The sequence below is a fragment of the Bryocella sp. genome, assembly GCF_058498515.1.
Genome location: NZ_JBMHYI010000066.1, coordinates 86,500 through 101,713, shown reverse-complemented (window position 1 = coordinate 101,713; position 15,214 = coordinate 86,500). Strand labels below are relative to the sequence as shown.

14 protein-coding genes are annotated in these 15,214 nt (G+C 63.0%); 7 read left to right on the top strand and 7 right to left on the bottom strand.

Going from position 1 to position 15,214, the window contains the following annotated elements; translation table 11 throughout:
- Positions 1 to 98: 98 nt before the first annotated feature.
- Entirely contained in the window at positions 99 to 1,154 is a 1,056-nt protein-coding gene (locus tag AC5E6W_RS19510) for a cytochrome P460 family protein (RefSeq protein ID WP_491754008.1), read from the top strand.
- Between the two features lie 11 nt (positions 1,155 to 1,165).
- Here the strand turns inward: AC5E6W_RS19510 and AC5E6W_RS19505 are convergent, their stop codons facing one another.
- The gene (locus tag AC5E6W_RS19505; protein WP_491754007.1) at positions 1,166 to 2,938 is read right to left on the bottom strand and encodes an excinuclease ABC subunit C; all 1,773 of its coding nucleotides are present in this window, start codon (positions 2,936 to 2,938) and stop codon (positions 1,166 to 1,168) included.
- Here AC5E6W_RS19505 and AC5E6W_RS19500 point away from each other — a divergent pair.
- Both AC5E6W_RS19500 and AC5E6W_RS19495 read left to right on the top strand, forming a co-directional pair.
- Positions 2,937 to 3,206, top strand: a complete 270-nt coding sequence (locus AC5E6W_RS19500; RefSeq protein WP_491754006.1) for a hypothetical protein — start codon at positions 2,937 to 2,939, stop codon at positions 3,204 to 3,206. The two genes, AC5E6W_RS19505 and AC5E6W_RS19500, sit on opposite strands and share 2 nt — an antisense overlap.
- On the top strand, positions 3,199 to 3,489 hold the full coding sequence (locus AC5E6W_RS19495) for a type II toxin-antitoxin system RelE/ParE family toxin (RefSeq protein WP_491754005.1): 291 nt from the start codon (positions 3,199 to 3,201) through the stop codon (positions 3,487 to 3,489). Before AC5E6W_RS19500 ends, AC5E6W_RS19495 begins: the two co-directional genes overlap by 8 nt.
- On the opposite strand, the gene AC5E6W_RS19490 is transcribed toward AC5E6W_RS19495, so the two are convergent.
- Positions 3,486 to 4,943 carry a TldD/PmbA family protein gene (locus AC5E6W_RS19490; protein ID WP_491754004.1) on the bottom strand — a complete coding sequence of 486 codons (1,458 nt, stop codon included), beginning with the start codon at positions 4,941 to 4,943 and terminating at the stop codon, positions 3,486 to 3,488. The two genes, AC5E6W_RS19495 and AC5E6W_RS19490, sit on opposite strands and share 4 nt — an antisense overlap.
- A gap of 94 nt (positions 4,944 to 5,037) precedes the next feature.
- Between AC5E6W_RS19490 and AC5E6W_RS19485 the strand changes: the two genes are divergently transcribed.
- Positions 5,038 to 6,138 carry an SGNH/GDSL hydrolase family protein gene (locus tag AC5E6W_RS19485; protein WP_491754003.1) on the top strand — a complete coding sequence of 367 codons (1,101 nt, stop codon included), beginning with the start codon at positions 5,038 to 5,040 and terminating at the stop codon, positions 6,136 to 6,138.
- A gap of 92 nt (positions 6,139 to 6,230) precedes the next feature.
- On the opposite strand, the gene AC5E6W_RS19480 is transcribed toward AC5E6W_RS19485, so the two are convergent.
- The 4 genes from AC5E6W_RS19480 to AC5E6W_RS19465 form a co-directional block, all read right to left on the bottom strand.
- Positions 6,231 to 6,608 (bottom strand): hypothetical protein, encoded by a 378-nt coding sequence (locus tag AC5E6W_RS19480; protein ID WP_491754002.1) that lies wholly within the window; start codon positions 6,606 to 6,608, stop codon positions 6,231 to 6,233.
- Positions 6,605 to 8,089, bottom strand: a complete 1,485-nt coding sequence (tldD, locus tag AC5E6W_RS19475) for a metalloprotease TldD (protein ID WP_491754001.1) — start codon at positions 8,087 to 8,089, stop codon at positions 6,605 to 6,607. The genes AC5E6W_RS19480 and tldD overlap by 4 nt, the downstream gene beginning before the upstream one ends.
- Positions 8,090 to 8,256: 167 nt before the next feature.
- Positions 8,257 to 8,778, bottom strand: coding sequence for a Uma2 family endonuclease (locus AC5E6W_RS19470; RefSeq protein WP_491754000.1), 522 nt, complete (start codon positions 8,776 to 8,778; stop codon positions 8,257 to 8,259).
- A 53-nt stretch (positions 8,779 to 8,831) separates the two neighbouring features.
- On the bottom strand, positions 8,832 to 9,794 hold the full coding sequence (locus AC5E6W_RS19465) for a glycoside hydrolase domain-containing protein (protein WP_491753999.1): 963 nt from the start codon (positions 9,792 to 9,794) through the stop codon (positions 8,832 to 8,834).
- A 151-nt stretch (positions 9,795 to 9,945) separates the two neighbouring features.
- Between AC5E6W_RS19465 and AC5E6W_RS19460 the strand changes: the two genes are divergently transcribed.
- The 3 genes from AC5E6W_RS19460 (at position 9,946) to AC5E6W_RS19450 (ending at position 14,786) form a co-directional block, all read left to right on the top strand.
- Positions 9,946 to 10,482: a YfiT family bacillithiol transferase gene (locus AC5E6W_RS19460; protein WP_491753998.1), complete on the top strand. Its 537-nt coding sequence runs from the start codon at positions 9,946 to 9,948 to the stop codon at positions 10,480 to 10,482.
- Between the two features lie 69 nt (positions 10,483 to 10,551).
- A complete protein-coding gene (locus AC5E6W_RS19455; RefSeq protein WP_491753997.1) occupies positions 10,552 to 13,413 on the top strand; it encodes a valine--tRNA ligase in 2,862 nt (953 codons plus the stop codon).
- Positions 13,414 to 13,592: 179 nt separating this feature from the next.
- Complete coding sequence (locus AC5E6W_RS19450; RefSeq protein ID WP_491753996.1) at positions 13,593 to 14,786, top strand: DUF2252 family protein; 1,194 nt, start codon at positions 13,593 to 13,595, stop codon at positions 14,784 to 14,786.
- 3 nt (positions 14,787 to 14,789) lie between these two features.
- Here AC5E6W_RS19450 and AC5E6W_RS19445 read toward each other — a convergent pair whose 3' ends face one another.
- Complete coding sequence (locus AC5E6W_RS19445; RefSeq protein ID WP_491753995.1) at positions 14,790 to 15,203, bottom strand: hypothetical protein; 414 nt, start codon at positions 15,201 to 15,203, stop codon at positions 14,790 to 14,792.
- Positions 15,204 to 15,214: the final 11 nt, after the last annotated feature.

Here is a 15,214-nt window from a genome sequence, read left to right as displayed (position 1 = left end):
AGAGCGGACCGCTTCGTTTTCGTTGCCGGAACACAGACCTTGCGAGGGGTGACGCACACCATCGGGCCCAGGAAACTTTCTTTGTAAAGGAGACTTTCATGCCTGAACTTACGAGGAACTCTGTGGGTATGCCGCGGATTGGCGAGCGGCGCGAACGTGCCCAAAGCGTGGCGCTACAACACAAGCTGATGCTCGGCGTGATGACTGCCATGCTCGGCGTTTTGCTTCAAGGTTGCACCGCAGGCGACCATCCTTCCCAAGGCGAAACCAGCCTGGCCAATGCGGCGAAGGACGTTTCCATTCCGCTAGAGGCTGGGAAGATGAAGAACCCGCTGCCCACGACGGATGAGGTCGTGAGCCAGGGCCAGGAGGTGTTTCTAGGGTCCTGCGCCCAATGCCACGGTGCGGATGCGCGCGGAGATACCAATGTCGGGCGCAACATGAACCCGCCTGCCATGGACCTGACCTCGGCCCACGTGCAGCACTGGACCGACGCGGAATTATTCTGGATCATCCAGAACGGAGTTCGCCTCACAGGGATGCCTGCCTGGAAGTCGAGCCTTCCTGAAAACGACACCTGGAAGCTTGTCCATTTCATCCATAAGCTTCCTCAGCTGAACGCTGTCTCCGCCTCCGCGGTTGTTCCCGCGAAGGCACAAGGCATTGTTTCCGCGCAGGACAAGTACACCCTCAAAGTGCCGAATGGACTGGCTTTCTCTGAATTCAGAGGATATGAAGGCTGGCCGGTGATCTCCCTCAGCCATAACGGACATGCGCTGGCGGCGATTCTGGGAAATCCTGTGATGATCAACGCCTATAAGGCGGGCATTCCTGGGAACGGTAAGCCGTTCCCGGATGGCGCCAAGATGGCGAAGGTCCATTGGATCCCGAAGGTGAATGCCGCGGAACCCGGCGCCCCGACTGTGCCAGACGCCCAGCATGACGTTGACTTCATGGTGAAGGACAGCAAGAGGTTTGCGGACAGCGGCGGATGGGGTTACGCGGTCTTCGAGTATGACGCAGCGTCGGATACGTTCCGGCTCGGAAACTTATCGGACAAGCCACCACAGGGGAACGACGCCAAGTGCGGGTATGCGTGCCACTCCAGCGTGAAGAGCAAGGATTATGTCTTCACGGAGTTTGGGCACAGGTGACGCGTAGGAGCCTAACGGGGGTTCTGGTTCGCATCATCGATGAGCTGTGATGGCAGGACGGCTTTGCCGCGGCGGCCGCGTTTGGGGAGGACGGGAACGATGCGTTCAACGCCTTCGCGGCCTTCGTGGAGGGTGCGGGTTTTGAGGTCTTTGGTGAGTTCCTTGGCGGCTTCGCGGTCTACGGGCGGGGCTTCGGCGGGAGGGCCGAGGACGGCGCGGGCGGAGGCGTTGAGGATGCGGCGGACGGGCCATTCTCCGGCGTCATTCGGGAGGAAGCCTTCGCCGGCGCGTTGTTTCTCGGGGCGGTAGTACCAGCGGCGGAAGAGGGAGAGGAAGTCGCAGCGCTCGGAGAGTTCGGGGTCGCCAAGCGATTCGGCCTTCGCGTGGAGATCGGCGAAGACGGCGCGGGCCCGGTCTTCGGGAGAGAGGGTCGAGGGGCTAGGGCCAAGGGCCAAGGGGCTAGTGGGGACTGCCGGGGGCGGTGTGGGCTCGACTGACGCCCAGGTCTCAGCGTTCAGGGTCAAGGGTGCACGGCCAAGGGCCAAGGGGTTGCCTGCGTCTCCAGTACCGTCCGGATGGGATGGCTCGGCGAGGGGGATGGCGGCGAGCATGAGCGGCTGGGCGAAGAGGGAGCTTCCTACTGCCGTCTGCTCGCGGACCGCGCGGACGCCGAGGGTGGACAGCCGCTGGGGGCCGACGATGCGGCCGCGCTCGAAGAGGAAGATGGCGGCGTCGAGGTTGGTGTCGTGTGTTTTCTCGAGCTCAGCTTGCGTGGGGGAAGAAACGACAGCAGGTCTCTCCACTGCGTCCGCAAAGAGCGCGGACTCCGGTCGAGATGACACATTTTGCAGGGAGTCCGCAGTGGGCTCAACGTTGATCGGTGCGGCCTTCTGGACGATGAGGGCGCGGAGTTCCGTTGCGGGGCGGACGAGTTCGTCGGCGAGGTTGGCGGCGGCGCGGGCCTTTTCGTACTGGGCGTGGAGAGCGGCGGCGCGCTCGAAGTCCATCGCTTCGCTGGCGGCTTCGCGGTCGGCGGCGAGCTGGGTGAGCATGGACTCGCCACGCGTGAGGAAGAAGGCGTAGACGCGGTCGGCTTCGACGCGGTAGTCGGCGTCGGTGACGGCTTGCTGGCAGGGGCGGAGGCACTTGCCCATCTCGCCGTAGACGCAGCCGGGGTGTTCGGGATACGGCGCGAGGTCTTCGTAGCAGCGGCGGAGCTTGAAGAGCTCGAGGACGGCGTCACAGTGGCGCTCGGCGGCGGCGCGTGAGGGGTAGGGGCCGATGAACTCGTTGAGAGCGCGTTTCGAGAGCTTGTTGGTCGCGTAGACGCGCGGGTAGGGGTTGGTGAGCGTGATGCGGAGGAAGTAGGGAGCGTAGAGGCGGAGGCGCTTGCGGGCGACGTCGGCTCCGAAGACGGCGCGGGTGGCGCAGTAGAGGACGAGGACGGATTCGAACTCGGAGCCGGTGTGGGTCCACTCGATGAAGCGGACCTTGTTGCGGAGGTTGAGGCGCTTGGAGAGGACAGGCTGGCCGTCTTCGCTGCGCATCTCCGGCGGTGCGAGGAGGCGCTTGAGGCGGCGGCGGATGTCAGCGGCACGGGTGAGGTAGGGCTCGGCGGATTCGTCGGCTCCGCGGAGCGCGAAGACGCCTGCACCCGCGGGAACCAGGCGCAGGATGCGGTCGGCGTCTTCGGGAAGAAACTCGACGCGATGCTGAAATTCGTAGGCCGCGCTCACAGGTTGGATTGTAGTTTGGCGCTGGGGTGCGGCGTATACTTCGCGCATGGCAGTGACACTCACGCCCGAGGTGCAACAGCGGATTGAGCGACGGCTTTCCGAGGGAAAATGGGTATCAGCCTCAGAAGTAATGTCGAGGGCGCTCGATTTGCTGGATGAGATGGAGCACGAGGATCTGCTATCCAGTATTCCCGCGGAGAGGCTTAAGGCCTTGCTGGATGAAGCTGACGACGCCGAGAGGCGGGGAGCGATGGTGACTCCGGCGGAATCCCGCGCCCGCATAGAACGCTTGAGGGCCGGGCTGGTCCGTGGCTGATTACATCCTGACCGAGCCGGCTCAGATCGACCTAGAAGACATCTACGATTACATTGAGCGAGATTCAGGCTCGAACGCAGCGTATCACGTGGTCAGCGCGATTTACGCGGGCATCGATGATCTCGTTCGGCTTCCCGCGATGGGACACAGGCGTCCGGACGTCATCGCTGGCGACTATCTTTTTCACGGTGTGTTCCGCTACCAGATTGTCTTTCGCAGGAGAGATCGCGTAGTGATCTTACGTGTCATCCACGGGACGCGCGATCTCCCGCGACGGCTCTAGCTGCCGGCGACGGTCATGCCTTCGATGCGGACGGTGGGGACGGCTCCGGAGCCTCGGAATTCGAGGTCGTTGGCGATGGCGCTGACGTTGCGGAACATGTCCTTGAGGTTGCCGGCGATGGTGATCTCTTCGACGGGGTAGGCGAGCTCGCCGCCGTCGATCCAGAGGCCGCTGGCACCGAGGGAGTAGTCGCCGGTGACGAGGTTGACGCCGAAGCCCATCGTGGAGAGGACGTACAGGCCCTGCGGCACGTCGGCGATGAGCTCGTCGCAAGTCAGGGCGCCGGGCTCGAGGAAGTAGTTGCCGCCGCCGATGCCGGGGGCTCCGGCGAGCGAGCGCGAGGCTTTGCCGGTGGATTCCATGTGCAGCTTGCGGCCGGTGTAGGTGTTGAGCATCAGCGCCTTGAGCACGCCGCGCTCGATGACGACGGTGCGGCGCGTGGCGAGGCCATCGCCGTCGTACGGCGAGGTGCCGAAGCCTCCGACGCGGATGGAGCCTTCGGCTCCGCCAAGCAGCTTGTCGCCGCCAAGGGAGTGCTCGAAGACCATGGTGCCGTCATCGACCATGGTGATGTTTTCACCGGCGACCTGCTCGCCGAGCTTGCCGGAGAACATGGACGCGTTGCGATAGACGGAGTCGCCGTCCGCTGCGGAGAGCAGGTTGCCCATGAGGCCGCGGGCGATTTCGGGCGCATAGACCACGGGGCACTTCTGGGTGGGCACGCGGCGGGCTCCCATGCGGCGGATGGCGCGCTCGGCGGCCTTGCGGCCAACGCTCTCGGGTGATTCAAGCAGCCGCGCGGTGCGGGCGGAGGAGTACCAGTAGTCGCGCTGCATGGCGCCAGTGGCATCCTGCGCGATGGGGGTTACGGAGAAGCCACAGTAGCTGCGGCGGTATTCGCCGCGGAAGCCACGGGAGTTGACCATGACGCGATGGGTGCTGGAGGCGTCGAAGTCAGCTCCGGCGGAGTTTTGGATGCGGGCGTCGTGGGCCATGGCCGCGGCTTCGCAACGGCGAGCGATCTCGATGCGTTCTTTCGCAGGAATGGCGTCAACGTCATCGAAGTAGAGACATAGCTCGTCCGTTGCAGGTGGGTGAGCAAACGAGCCACGTTCGGGCAGGCCAGCGAAGGGATCGGGGCCTGTAACCTTGGCGAGAGCCACTGCGCCATCGATGAGCTTGCGTAGACCGTCGTCACTCAGATCGGAACTTGATGTACTTGCGGTACGCTGACCATCAGGGCTGTCGAAGAAGACTCGTAGTCCGATAGCGCGCGAGCCTGACTCGGTGAGCTGTTCCACCTGGCCGAGCCGCACGTGAACCGCAAACTCTTCGCCGGCAAACGCGACGGCTTCGGCATCGCAGGCTCCGGCGGCGAGCGCACGCTCCACCGCCTGCTCGGCCAGTGCATCCAATTGCTTCGCCGCCACCAGCCGGTCTACGCTAGTATCCATCTTCTGTACCCGCCGATTTCTGGGAGATTCAATGTCTCATCCCGCGCATGGGAGACACTTCGCTCTCCGCTGCCTTCCCATTGTATGCAGCGCCATGCTCCTGATGTCTGGGGGCTGTGGGAACACCCATTCGATACAAGTCGGTACGACACAGATCACGCAGCCCAATACTCCGCTGACACCGCAGGCCACGCAGGTGCAGAACTATGGCGACTCGATCACGTGCGCCTACATCGCGCAGCCGGTTCTCGACCAGACGCCGAACAGCCTGGGCACGTTTGTCGTCAGCAAGTACGGTTATGCGCCGCTGCTGAATGCTTACCTTGGGGAGACGTGGATTAACCTGTGCCGTCCCGGGGATCAGGCCGCGGATATGGCGCGGGATTGGCTATACCTCAATGCCGTTCCAGCGGCGGGCGCGAGCCAGCTGTACACGGTAATGATCGGCACCAACGATGCTGATTTTTGCGGTGGGACGCAGGGGTGCCTGAGCAACTGGGCTCTCTCGCTGCGGGCTTCGCTGGCGTGGTTGGGGCTTCCGGCAGCGGACAAGGTGTTGGGGAAGGACGCCGCGCTTGGGACCGACTGGGTCGAGGACCTGGGATTCGGAGCGGCGACCACCAAGCCGAACGACACGATCACGTTTATGGTGAACCAGGCGGTGGCGAATCGGAGCCTGTTTGTGGCCTACCGGGTGTTCGATGCGGGCACCCTGACGCCAGGCTCAGCGACGCTGAGTGTCGACGGCACTGTGGTGGACACACTGAACACGCAGGTCAATACGGGGCATCCGATCCTGACGGCGCACAACGTGAGCGACACTGTGTTTCTCGAGACCGTGCCACTGGGCGCGGTGGGCATGCATACGGCGCAGCTGAAGACATCCGCGACGGGAGGATTCTTTTCCGTGATGTGGGCAGGAGCGTCAACACAGAACTACGCGACCGTACCGGGATCTCCGCGGATCCTCATTGCGCAGATCATCAACAGCATCGATCCGACGGTCGACGCGAACATCGCGACGTACGACGCGCAGCTCCCGCAGATCCTCTCCAGCTTCACGGCGGAGGGCTTGTACATCACGACGGCGCCGACCTACAACGTGCTGAATCCGAGTACGGATTACGCGGATACGATTCACCCCAACGGGCAGGGTCATGCGAAGCTGGCTGCAGTGTTCGAGTCCGTGCTGTAGCTCTGCGAGTGGGCGCGAAGACTTCGCGCGCGGACAACAAAGCCCCCACGGCATGGGTGCCGTGGAGGCTTCGCGAGTACGTACAGACCGCGTTACTTTACGGGAGCTTCGGACATCCTTGGCTCGCGGCCGTCAGTAGAGCGGCGGAAGTACATGCCTCCGGGGCAGTACTCCGAGTCCTCTTTCATCAGGTGCTCGACGTGCGAGGCCGGGCCTGCCGGCAGCCGCTTGCGAAACAGCTTCACGCGGCCGTGGCAATCCTTGCAACGGAACTCGGTGTCTTCATCTTCCACCGCTTCCTGCACGGACTTGAGCTTCCAGAACGGCTGGAAGGTTCCGGACTCCGTCCTGCGGCGGCGCTTGACTTCGCACTCGTAGATCTTCTCGCGCTTTTCTTCGGTGCTCTTCGGGGTCTTTGTAGGGGCCTTAGTGGCCTTAGTAGTCGTAGTGGCGATCGTCTCTTCTATCATCGTCCGGTTCCCCCAACTGTCATTCGGTCGAGCTTGATTGTCGGCATACCTACACCCACCGGAACGCTCTGTCCTGCCTTGCCGCACGTGCCGATGCCTTCATCGAGTGCGAGGTCGTTGCCGACCATCGAAACATGTTTGAGAGCCTCAGGCCCATTGCCGACGAGCGTTGCGCCCTTGACGGGAGCGGTCACTTTGCCGTCCTCGATCAGGTAGGCTTCGCTCGCGGAGAAGACGAATTTGCCGTTGGTGATGTCGACCTGGCCGCCGCCGAAGTTGACGGCATAGAGCCCGCGTTTGACGCTGCGGATGATGTCTCCGGGATCGTCCTCGCCGTTGAGCATGTAGGTGTTGGTCATGCGCGGCATGGGGATGGCCTGGTAGCTTTCGCGGCGGCCGGAGCCGGTGTTGGGCATGCCCATGAGCTTCGAGCTGAGCTTGTCGGAGAGATAACCGCGCAGGATGCCGTTCTCGATGAGCACCGTCTCCTGGGTAGCATTGCCTTCATCGTCGACGTTGAGCGAACCGCGGCGGCCGGGCATGGTGCCGTTGTCGACGACCGTTACCTTGTTGGATGCGACCTGCTTGCCGATGAGGCCAGCAAAGGCTGAGGTCTTTTTGCGGTTGAAGTCGGCCTCGAGGCCATGGCCCACGGCCTCATGCAGAAGCACGCCGGGCCAGCCGGGGCCGAGGACGACTTCCATCTCGCCGGCAGGAGCAGCGGTGGCGCCGAGCTGCAGGATGGCGGTGCGGGCGGCTTCGCGGGCGTAGTGCTCGGGGGACTTGCCGGGCTGCTCGAAGAAGTCGAGCGTCACGCGCCCGCCGCCGCCGGAGGTTCCGCGCGCGGTATTCTGCGAGGCTGCTCCTTCTTTGGCTTCGCGCGCGATAACGAAGACGTTGAAGCGGGCGAGGGGCTGGGTATCGGCGGCGTAGGTGCCGTCGGAGGCGGCGATGAGAATGCGGCGGAGCTCGTCGTTGATGCCGGCGCGGACCTGCGTGATGCGGGAGTCGAAGGCGCGGGCGGCTTTGTCGGCACGTTCGATGAGCGCGATCTTGGTGCTGAGTTCAGCGTCCGTGCTGAAGCCCGCCACAGGATAGAGCTGCGGCGTGTGGGTGTTGTGGAAGCCCTGCACGCGCTCCACCTGCGGGCCATTGGCGATGAGCGCCGCGGTGCGGGCGGCCTTCAGCAGGCGTTCGGGAGAGAGGTCGTCGGTGTAGGCGAAGCCGGTGCGCTCGCCCGAAAGCACGCGGATGCCGCAGCCCACGCTGATGCCCTGCGCGGCAGTCTTGAGGATGCCTTCGTCGATGCCGAGCGAGGTGGAGGTGACCGCTTCGAAATAGAGATCGGCAAAGTCACCGCCAGCGGAAAGGGCCTCTCCGAGGCAGCGCTCGAGAAGCCTCTCGCTGAGTCCGAGATGCGTGAAGAACCAGCGTTTGTGATCGAGAACCTCAGGTGCGGGCGTGTGCGGAGCAGCAGCCATTCATTCCATTGTAATGGCCGAATCGCCGCGAATGGTGCGGCGACGCCGATCGCCGACCGATTCCGTCAGTGCTTCCAGCTCTTGGAGGCAAATTCCAGGCTGGATCCGTCCGGAAAAGGAGGGGATTCCGAACGGAATCTTCGTCTCAGCGCAGAGGGCTTCCCAATTCAGGATCCTGAGGGCGTTTCGAGGCGCGCAAAGAGCGCAGGAAGATCGACGTAAATGGGCGTTCCGGCGACCTCAAGCCTCTGGGAAGCGATCCATCCGGTAGCCAGACAAACGCGCCCGCTGCGGGTACTGGGATCGATGATCCAGACGGTCGCAACCCCCATCGACAGATAGTCCTGGCAGCGTTCTTCGAGGGCGGAGTACGTGTCGTCGGGGGAGAGGATTTCGATGATGAGCAGCGGCGGATCGGTGAGGACGTCAGGCTGTGGACCGGGGCGAAGGACGACGAGGTCCGGAACACGAACGCGAGTCGTGGAGACGTGCAGGCGCTGCTCCGTGCTGCCCATGACGTCCCACTGCTGCTCGTGTTGCAGAAACCAGCCTGCAAGCAGCCATTGAAGACGGGCGTGCTCCCACTTTCCCACGTTGCGCTCCAGGACTTCTCCATCCACGTACTCACGATCCGGACGGAAGGTGGTCTGGAGGTACTCGGACACCGGGATTTGAACCGCGCTGGCCATGTGGGGACAGTGTAGCGCCGAACGAGACCGACGTGCAGATCCGGAAAGACGGATCAGCGGCCGTGGGAGGGGTCTGCACTGGAGGCAATATCCATGTCCAGAAAGACGTCAGAGAGGCCCGGAGCGTAGCAGTTTCCGTCGGCGGCGTAGGTTGCCGCACACGCCTTTGTGATTTCGGGACGGCGGGGCGACTGGGCGTATTGCCAGGCGCTGAGGTCGGGCTCGCCGGCTGCGGAGAGCGGCTTTGCCCCTTTGACGGTGCAGCCGGGTGCGGGCGGGCAGGCATCCTGGGTGTCGAAGATCGCAACTTCATGGAGGTGCTGGGTCTGGATACGCTGACGAATGTCGCGAACGGTATCGATCCACTTGCCGGGATCGTCCTGGACGAGCTGGCCGCTGGCGTAGACGCCGGCGCGGAACCCTGACTTCGCGATGGCCTCGGTCCAGGCGAGAAGATATTGCGCCTGCTCGTCGAGAAGGCGCCCGCCTTCTTCCTGATCGAGGAAGAGGGTGGTGTGGGCTGGGAAGCCCTCGGTTTTTGTGGAGGCGATGGCTTTGGCGGCATCCTGCTGGCCGAGTTGCTCGGGGGTAGTTCCCTTCTTCTGGGCGGCGAGGATCTCCTTGTCGAAACGGCCGTCGGCGAGCACGAGGAAGCCCCAGCCTTGCTGCTTGAGCAGGAGGCGCTTGCCTGCCCAGTTGTTGGCGGTCTCGCCGGGAGGCGGGGTGACCCAATAGCCAGTGAAGGCGAAGGTCTTCTTCATGGCAGCCATGGCGGCATCGCCGGGGTAGTCGTTGCGATCGAAGCCGGCGAAGCCTCCTGCGACTGCGCCGATGGCAAGATCCTGTGCGGCATCGGACGTCGACGCAGCTGCCTGTGGCTGTGGTGTACCACCCGAAACGGGGACCACCTGTCCGTCCGGAACGAAGGTTCCGTTTGTGGCAGGAGCCGCAGGTGGAGCACTTCTGCATCCGGCAACGAGCACCGAAGCGACGACGACAAGGCGGATCCAGCTCATGCGTTCTATCCTCACTGCGCGGTGTTGCAACTCGCAACTGGATCAGACGCGATTGACGGAGAATTCGTGGGCCAGTTGGGGGAAAGAGGTTTGATCGAGTTTCGAGTTCCGGGCCGTGGGTTTGGAGTCCCGAATCGCTTATCTTGCTTCTATGCCTACTGATCCTGCTTTCGATCCGCGCTATCCCGTTGGTGACTTCCGCAAACCGGTTTCGATCGCGGCGACAGACCGCGTCGCTGCGATTGCGACGCTTCGGGAGCTGCCGGTGAGGTTTCGTGCGGCCGTCGCGGGCCTGAGCGATGCGCAGCTGGACACGCCGTATCGCGAAGGTGGATGGACGGTGCGGCAGGTGGTGCACCATGTGGCGGATTCGCACATGACGGCGTTCCATCGGATGCGCAAGGCGCTGACCGAGGATTGGCCTATGGCCGCTGGTTACGACGAGGCGAAGTTTGCGGAGCTGCCGGATTCGGCGCTGCCGATTGAGGCTTCGCTGGTGATCCTGGATGGGCTGCATGAGCGCTGGGTCGCGATGCTGGAGGGGCTGAGCGAAGAGCAGTGGCAGCGGGGCATCACACACAGCGAGAACGGACGCCAGACGATTGAGCTGCTGGTGCTGGTGTACCAGTGGCACTCGCGGCACCACACGGCGCATGTGACGGAGCTGCGGAGGGCGAAGGGCTGGTAGAGAAGGAGATAGGGCCAAGGGGATAGGGCCAAGGGTTTGCGCGCTTGTGCTGCTACCCTTAAGGGCAGTATGAGCAACGAGCGTCCCGCCAGCAGCAACGAACTTCCCAAGGCATACGATCCCTCAACCATTGAAGAGAAGTGGGCGAAGTATTGGATCGAAGAACGCCTCTTTGACGTCGCGACGCCGGCCGATGGCCGCGCGCGCAACCCTTTTGTTCAGCTTCTTCCTCCGCCCAACGTCACGGGCCGTCTGCATATGGGCCACATGCTCAACCAGACGGAGATGGATGTGCTGGCGCGCTGGCATCGCATGAAGGGCGACACGAGCGTGTGGGTTCCGGGCACGGACCATGCGGGCATCGCGACACAGATGATGGTGGAGCGGCAGCTGAAGGCCGAGGGTGGGCCGGGCCGCAAGGAGCTGGGCCGCGAGGCGTTCACCGAGCGTGTGTGGGCGTGGAAGCAGCAGTATGGCTCGGCCATCACCGACCAGATGAAGCGGCTGGGTGCGAGCGTGGACTGGTCGCGCGAGTACTTCACGATGGACGAGAAGCTGTCCAAGGCGGTGAAGGAAGCGTTCGTGCGCCTGTGGGAGCAGGGGCTGATCTATCGCGGGGCGTACATCGTGAACTGGGATCCTCAGATCCAGACGGCGGTGAGCGATCTCGAGGTAGAGAACGAGGAGCGCGCGGGGCACCTGTATCACGTGCGGTATGACTTCGCGGACGGTTCGGGGTCGATCACCATTGCGACGACGCGGCCGGAGACGATGCTGGGCGACGTGGCAGTGGTCGTGAACCCTAGCGATGAGCGCTATACGGCGATGCTGGGTAAGAGCCTGGTGCTTCCGTTGAGCGGCGTAAATGGGGAAGCTGATCGGGAGATTCCGCTGCTCGCCGATGAGTGGGCGAACCCGGAGTTTGGGACCGGTGCGGTGAAGGTGACGCCGGCGCATGATCCGAATGACTTCGCGATCGGGCAGCGGCACAAGCTTCCGCAGCCTTCCATCATGGATGAGCAGGGACGCATTGCGCTGGCGGGTTCTCCTTACGATGGGCTCGACCGGTTTGAGGCGCGGAAGAAGATCGTTGCGGATCTTGAGGCGAACGGACATCTCGTTGCGATCAAGGACCACACGCTGACGCTGCCAGTGTCGCAACGCACGGGCGCGATCATCGAGCCGCGGCTTTCGATGCAGTGGTTCCTCGCGGTGAACAAGAAGCCGGAGACTGGTGGCGATTCGATTGCAGAGAATGCTATCGCTGCTGTTCGCGATGGGCATATCAAGTTCACGCCTGAGATGTACTCGAAGACGTACTTCGAGTGGATGAACAACATCCACGATTGGTGCATCAGCCGGCAGTTGTGGTGGGGACATCGGATTCCTGCGTGGCACTGCGGCGCGTGCGGGAAGATTACGGTGTCGGTAGAAACGCCGAGCGCGTGCTCGGGATGCGGCATCACGGACATTCGCCAGGAGACCGACGTGCTCGACACGTGGTTCTCGTCGGGGCTGCTGCCGTTCACGGTGTTTGGGTGGAACCTTGATGAGGGCCAAGGGTCAAGGGTCAAGGGCCAAGAGAACAAAGGCTCTCTGACGCCGGACCTGAGCGCGTTCTATCCGACGCAGCTTCTCGTGACGGGGTTCGACATCCTGTTCTTCTGGGTCGCGCGGATGATCATGCTGGGCTCGCACTTCATGCTGGATGTGCCGATGCCGGATGGGTCTCCGCGTTCGCTTGAGAACGCGGTTCCATTCAAAGCTGTGTACATCCACGCGCTCGTGCGCGATGCGGACCGGCAGAAGATGTCGAAGACCAAGGGCAACGTGATCGATCCGATTGAGATCATCACGAAGTATGGGACGGATGCGGTGCGGTTCACGTTGGCCTCGCAGGCTTCGCCGGGCACGGACATTGCGTTCAACGAGGCGCGGACCGAGGGCTATCGCGCGTTTGCGAACAAGATCTGGAACGCGGCGCGGTTCCTGCAAGGGAAGATCGAGCTTGGCAAGGAGGCTGGCTACACGGTTTCTCTTGGCTCGCATGATTCGTTCTCGCTGGAGCTGCCTGCAAGCACGCCGCTCGAGACGCGGTGGATCTTCTCGCGATTGTCTTCTGTTGCTGGAGATGTGGAGCGAGCGCTGGCGGCGTATCGCTTTGATGAGGCGGCACAGGCCGTCTATCAATTCTTCTGGGGCGAGTTCTGCGATTGGTACGTGGAGCTGGTGAAGCTGCGGCTGGACTTCACCGCGGAGAAGAACGACGTCACCGAGCTCACGCTGGGTGCGCTGGTGAATGTGTTCGAGGCCGCGCTGCGACTGCTCTCGCCGTTTATGCCGTTCCTGACCGAGGAGCTTTGGCATGCGTTGTATGCGAGCGTGGACAGCGCTGTGCCGGCGAAGTCGATTGCGCTGACGCGCTATCCGCAGGCGGAGGACTTTGCCGCGGATGGATCTTCCGTCGAGGCGATGACTACGCTGCAGGAGCTCATCGTAACGGTGCGTGGACTGCGCAAGGAGCTTGGTGTTCCGGAGAAGGAAGCGACGCCGATTGAGGTCTTCTCCGCTGGATACGCGGCGAAGCTCGCTGCAGCGAATGCCGACGTGCTCGCCAAGCAGGCACGCGTCAGCAGCGTGCAGTTGGCTGTGGCAGCGCTCAGCGGCAACAATGCGCGTTCGACGGCGAGCTTCGATGTGGCGGTGGTGTATGAGAAGCAGATCGATGTGGTGGCAGAGCGCGAACGGCTGACCAAGGAGATTGCGAAGCTGAGCAAGGGTGTGGAGTCTGCGCAGAAGCAGCTGGGGAGCGAGAGCTTCCTGGCGAAGGCGCCCGCGCACATTGTCGAGGGCTTGAAGAAGCAGGCCGCGGAGACGCAGACCTTGTTGGACAAGGCGAAGGACGGGCTTGACGGCCTGCCGCCGGCATAAGCAATCGCGCAACGACGCAGTATGGTGAGGGTGGTCTCTTTGAGACCACCCTTTTGCTTTGACCTACTGCACAACTTGCGAGGCGACTCCTGCGTCCTATCCGCATTGTGAAAACAGCAAAAAAGGCCCTCGGAAACAGCAAGACAAGCGGGGAGTCGGCCGTCGAATACGCCGAACGGATGAGGATTCTCGAGCGGGCGCAGCATCGCAAGATGGCGCAGAGCGCGCATCGCTACGTGCGCGGCAGCACGGTGCAGTTCTACGAGTGGCTGCTGCGCAGCAAGCGGCAGAGCGTTCCGGATGGGCCTCCGGTGTGGATCTGTGGCGATTGCCACCTGGGCAACCTTGGGCCAGTGGCGAACCATGAGGGCAAGGTCGAGATCGAGATTCGCGACGTGGATCAGACGGTGATTGGCAATCCAGCGCATGACCTGGTGCGGCTGGCTCTCTCGTTGGCCTCGGCGGCGCGCGGGAACGATCTTCCCGGCGTGACGACGGCGCACATGATGGAGCACATGATGGAGGGCTATCAGCAGGCGTTGAAGCGACCATCGACGATCCGCAGCGACGATGCCAAGGGCGATGCGCTGAGGCCGATCGCGAATGCGCTGCGGGTTTCGATGCACCGTCGCTGGAGGCATCTCGCGGATGAGCGCATCGAAGGAGTGGAGCCGGTGATCCCTTTGGGCAAGCGGTTCTGGGCGCTGCGAGAGGAAGAGCGCGAAGCGATTGAAAACCTGTTCGTGGAGGAGGCAACGGTGGCGATGATCCGTCGCCTGGCTGGAGACGACGCGCCGAAGAAGGTCGCTGTCGTGGATGCGGCTTACTGGATGAAGGGCTGCTCGTCGCTGGGCAAGCTACGGTATGCGGTGCTGCTGGGGTTGGGAAAGGGCGCGAACCGGCGCTATCGTCTGATCGACATCAAGGAGGCCGTGAAGGCGGCGGCGCCCGGGGCGTCGCGCTCGGCGCTGAAGCGGGCCGGCCTGATACAGCCTGCAGACTTCGCGCAGCGTGTCGTTACCGGAGCACGCGCGCTTTCGCCATTTCTCGGCGAGCGGATGCTGCCGGCTACGCTGCTGCATCGTCCTGTCGTGCTACGCGAGCTAATGCCACAAGACCTGAAGCTGGAGATGGAACGCATGACGTGCGATCAGGCAGTGGCTGCGGCGCGATTCCTCGCGGCGGTGGTTGGCAGGGCGCATGCGCGGCAGATGGATGCAGGGACGCGCAAGCGATGGAATGCGGAGCTCGATCGGCATCGGCCGAAGACGCTGGACGCGCCGAGCTGGCTGTGGAATAGCGTAGTGGAGCTGTTGGGCGAGCACGAGGCAGCGTACCTGCAGCATTGCCGGCGCTATGCTTTGGCGGCGTAGTACTTAGCGTTTATCGGCTTCGGGAAGGTCTTTCTGTTCGACGGCAATGGAGACGTTCTCGTGCTTGATCTCGAGCCGGAGATGATTGAAGACGCTCATGTAGACGTTCGCGAGCCAGACCAGGGCGAACCACGCAACCATGTAGCCGCGCCACCCCGCGTAGAGAAGCTGAAAGCGAAAGAGCAGCAGGGCCAGAGCTGAGACGTAGTGCGAGAAGCAGTACTCGCAGGTGAAGAGGTAGAAGAATTTTCGTTCGACGAGACGGTGGCAGCTTTGGCTGCGGCTCTTGCAGAACTCGCGGGGTTCGCGGAAAACTTCCTCGTGCGTGATGGTCCACGCGACACAGGCGACGGGAATGGCGAGCAGCAACAGCATGGCTGTCTGGTGCCGCAGGGGAATCGTGAGTTCAATTGGCATAAGAGGTTGTG

Bases quoted from the DNA above. Each gene is read 5' to 3' on its own strand.
- AC5E6W_RS19510 (WP_491754008.1), top strand. From the start codon at position 99: ATGCCTGAACTTACGAGGAACTCTGTGGGTATGCCGCGGATTGGCGAG.
- AC5E6W_RS19500 (WP_491754006.1), top strand. From the start codon at position 2,937: ATGGCAGTGACACTCACGCCCGAGGTGCAACAGCGGATTGAGCGACGG.
- AC5E6W_RS19505 (WP_491754007.1), bottom strand. From the start codon at position 2,938: ATGCGCGAAGTATACGCCGCACCCCAGCGCCAAACTACAATCCAACCT.
- AC5E6W_RS19490 (WP_491754004.1), bottom strand. From the start codon at position 4,943: ATGGATACTAGCGTAGACCGGCTGGTGGCGGCGAAGCAATTGGATGCA.
- AC5E6W_RS19485 (WP_491754003.1), top strand. From the start codon at position 5,038: ATGCTCCTGATGTCTGGGGGCTGTGGGAACACCCATTCGATACAAGTC.
- AC5E6W_RS19480 (WP_491754002.1), bottom strand. From the start codon at position 6,608: ATGATAGAAGAGACGATCGCCACTACGACTACTAAGGCCACTAAGGCC.
- tldD (WP_491754001.1), bottom strand. From the start codon at position 8,089: ATGGCTGCTGCTCCGCACACGCCCGCACCTGAGGTTCTCGATCACAAA.
- AC5E6W_RS19470 (WP_491754000.1), bottom strand. From the start codon at position 8,778: ATGGCCAGCGCGGTTCAAATCCCGGTGTCCGAGTACCTCCAGACCACC.
- AC5E6W_RS19465 (WP_491753999.1), bottom strand. From the start codon at position 9,794: ATGAGCTGGATCCGCCTTGTCGTCGTCGCTTCGGTGCTCGTTGCCGGA.
- AC5E6W_RS19460 (WP_491753998.1), top strand. From the start codon at position 9,946: ATGCCTACTGATCCTGCTTTCGATCCGCGCTATCCCGTTGGTGACTTC.
- AC5E6W_RS19455 (WP_491753997.1), top strand. From the start codon at position 10,552: ATGAGCAACGAGCGTCCCGCCAGCAGCAACGAACTTCCCAAGGCATAC.
- AC5E6W_RS19450 (WP_491753996.1), top strand. From the start codon at position 13,593: ATGAGGATTCTCGAGCGGGCGCAGCATCGCAAGATGGCGCAGAGCGCG.
- AC5E6W_RS19445 (WP_491753995.1), bottom strand. From the start codon at position 15,203: ATGCCAATTGAACTCACGATTCCCCTGCGGCACCAGACAGCCATGCTG.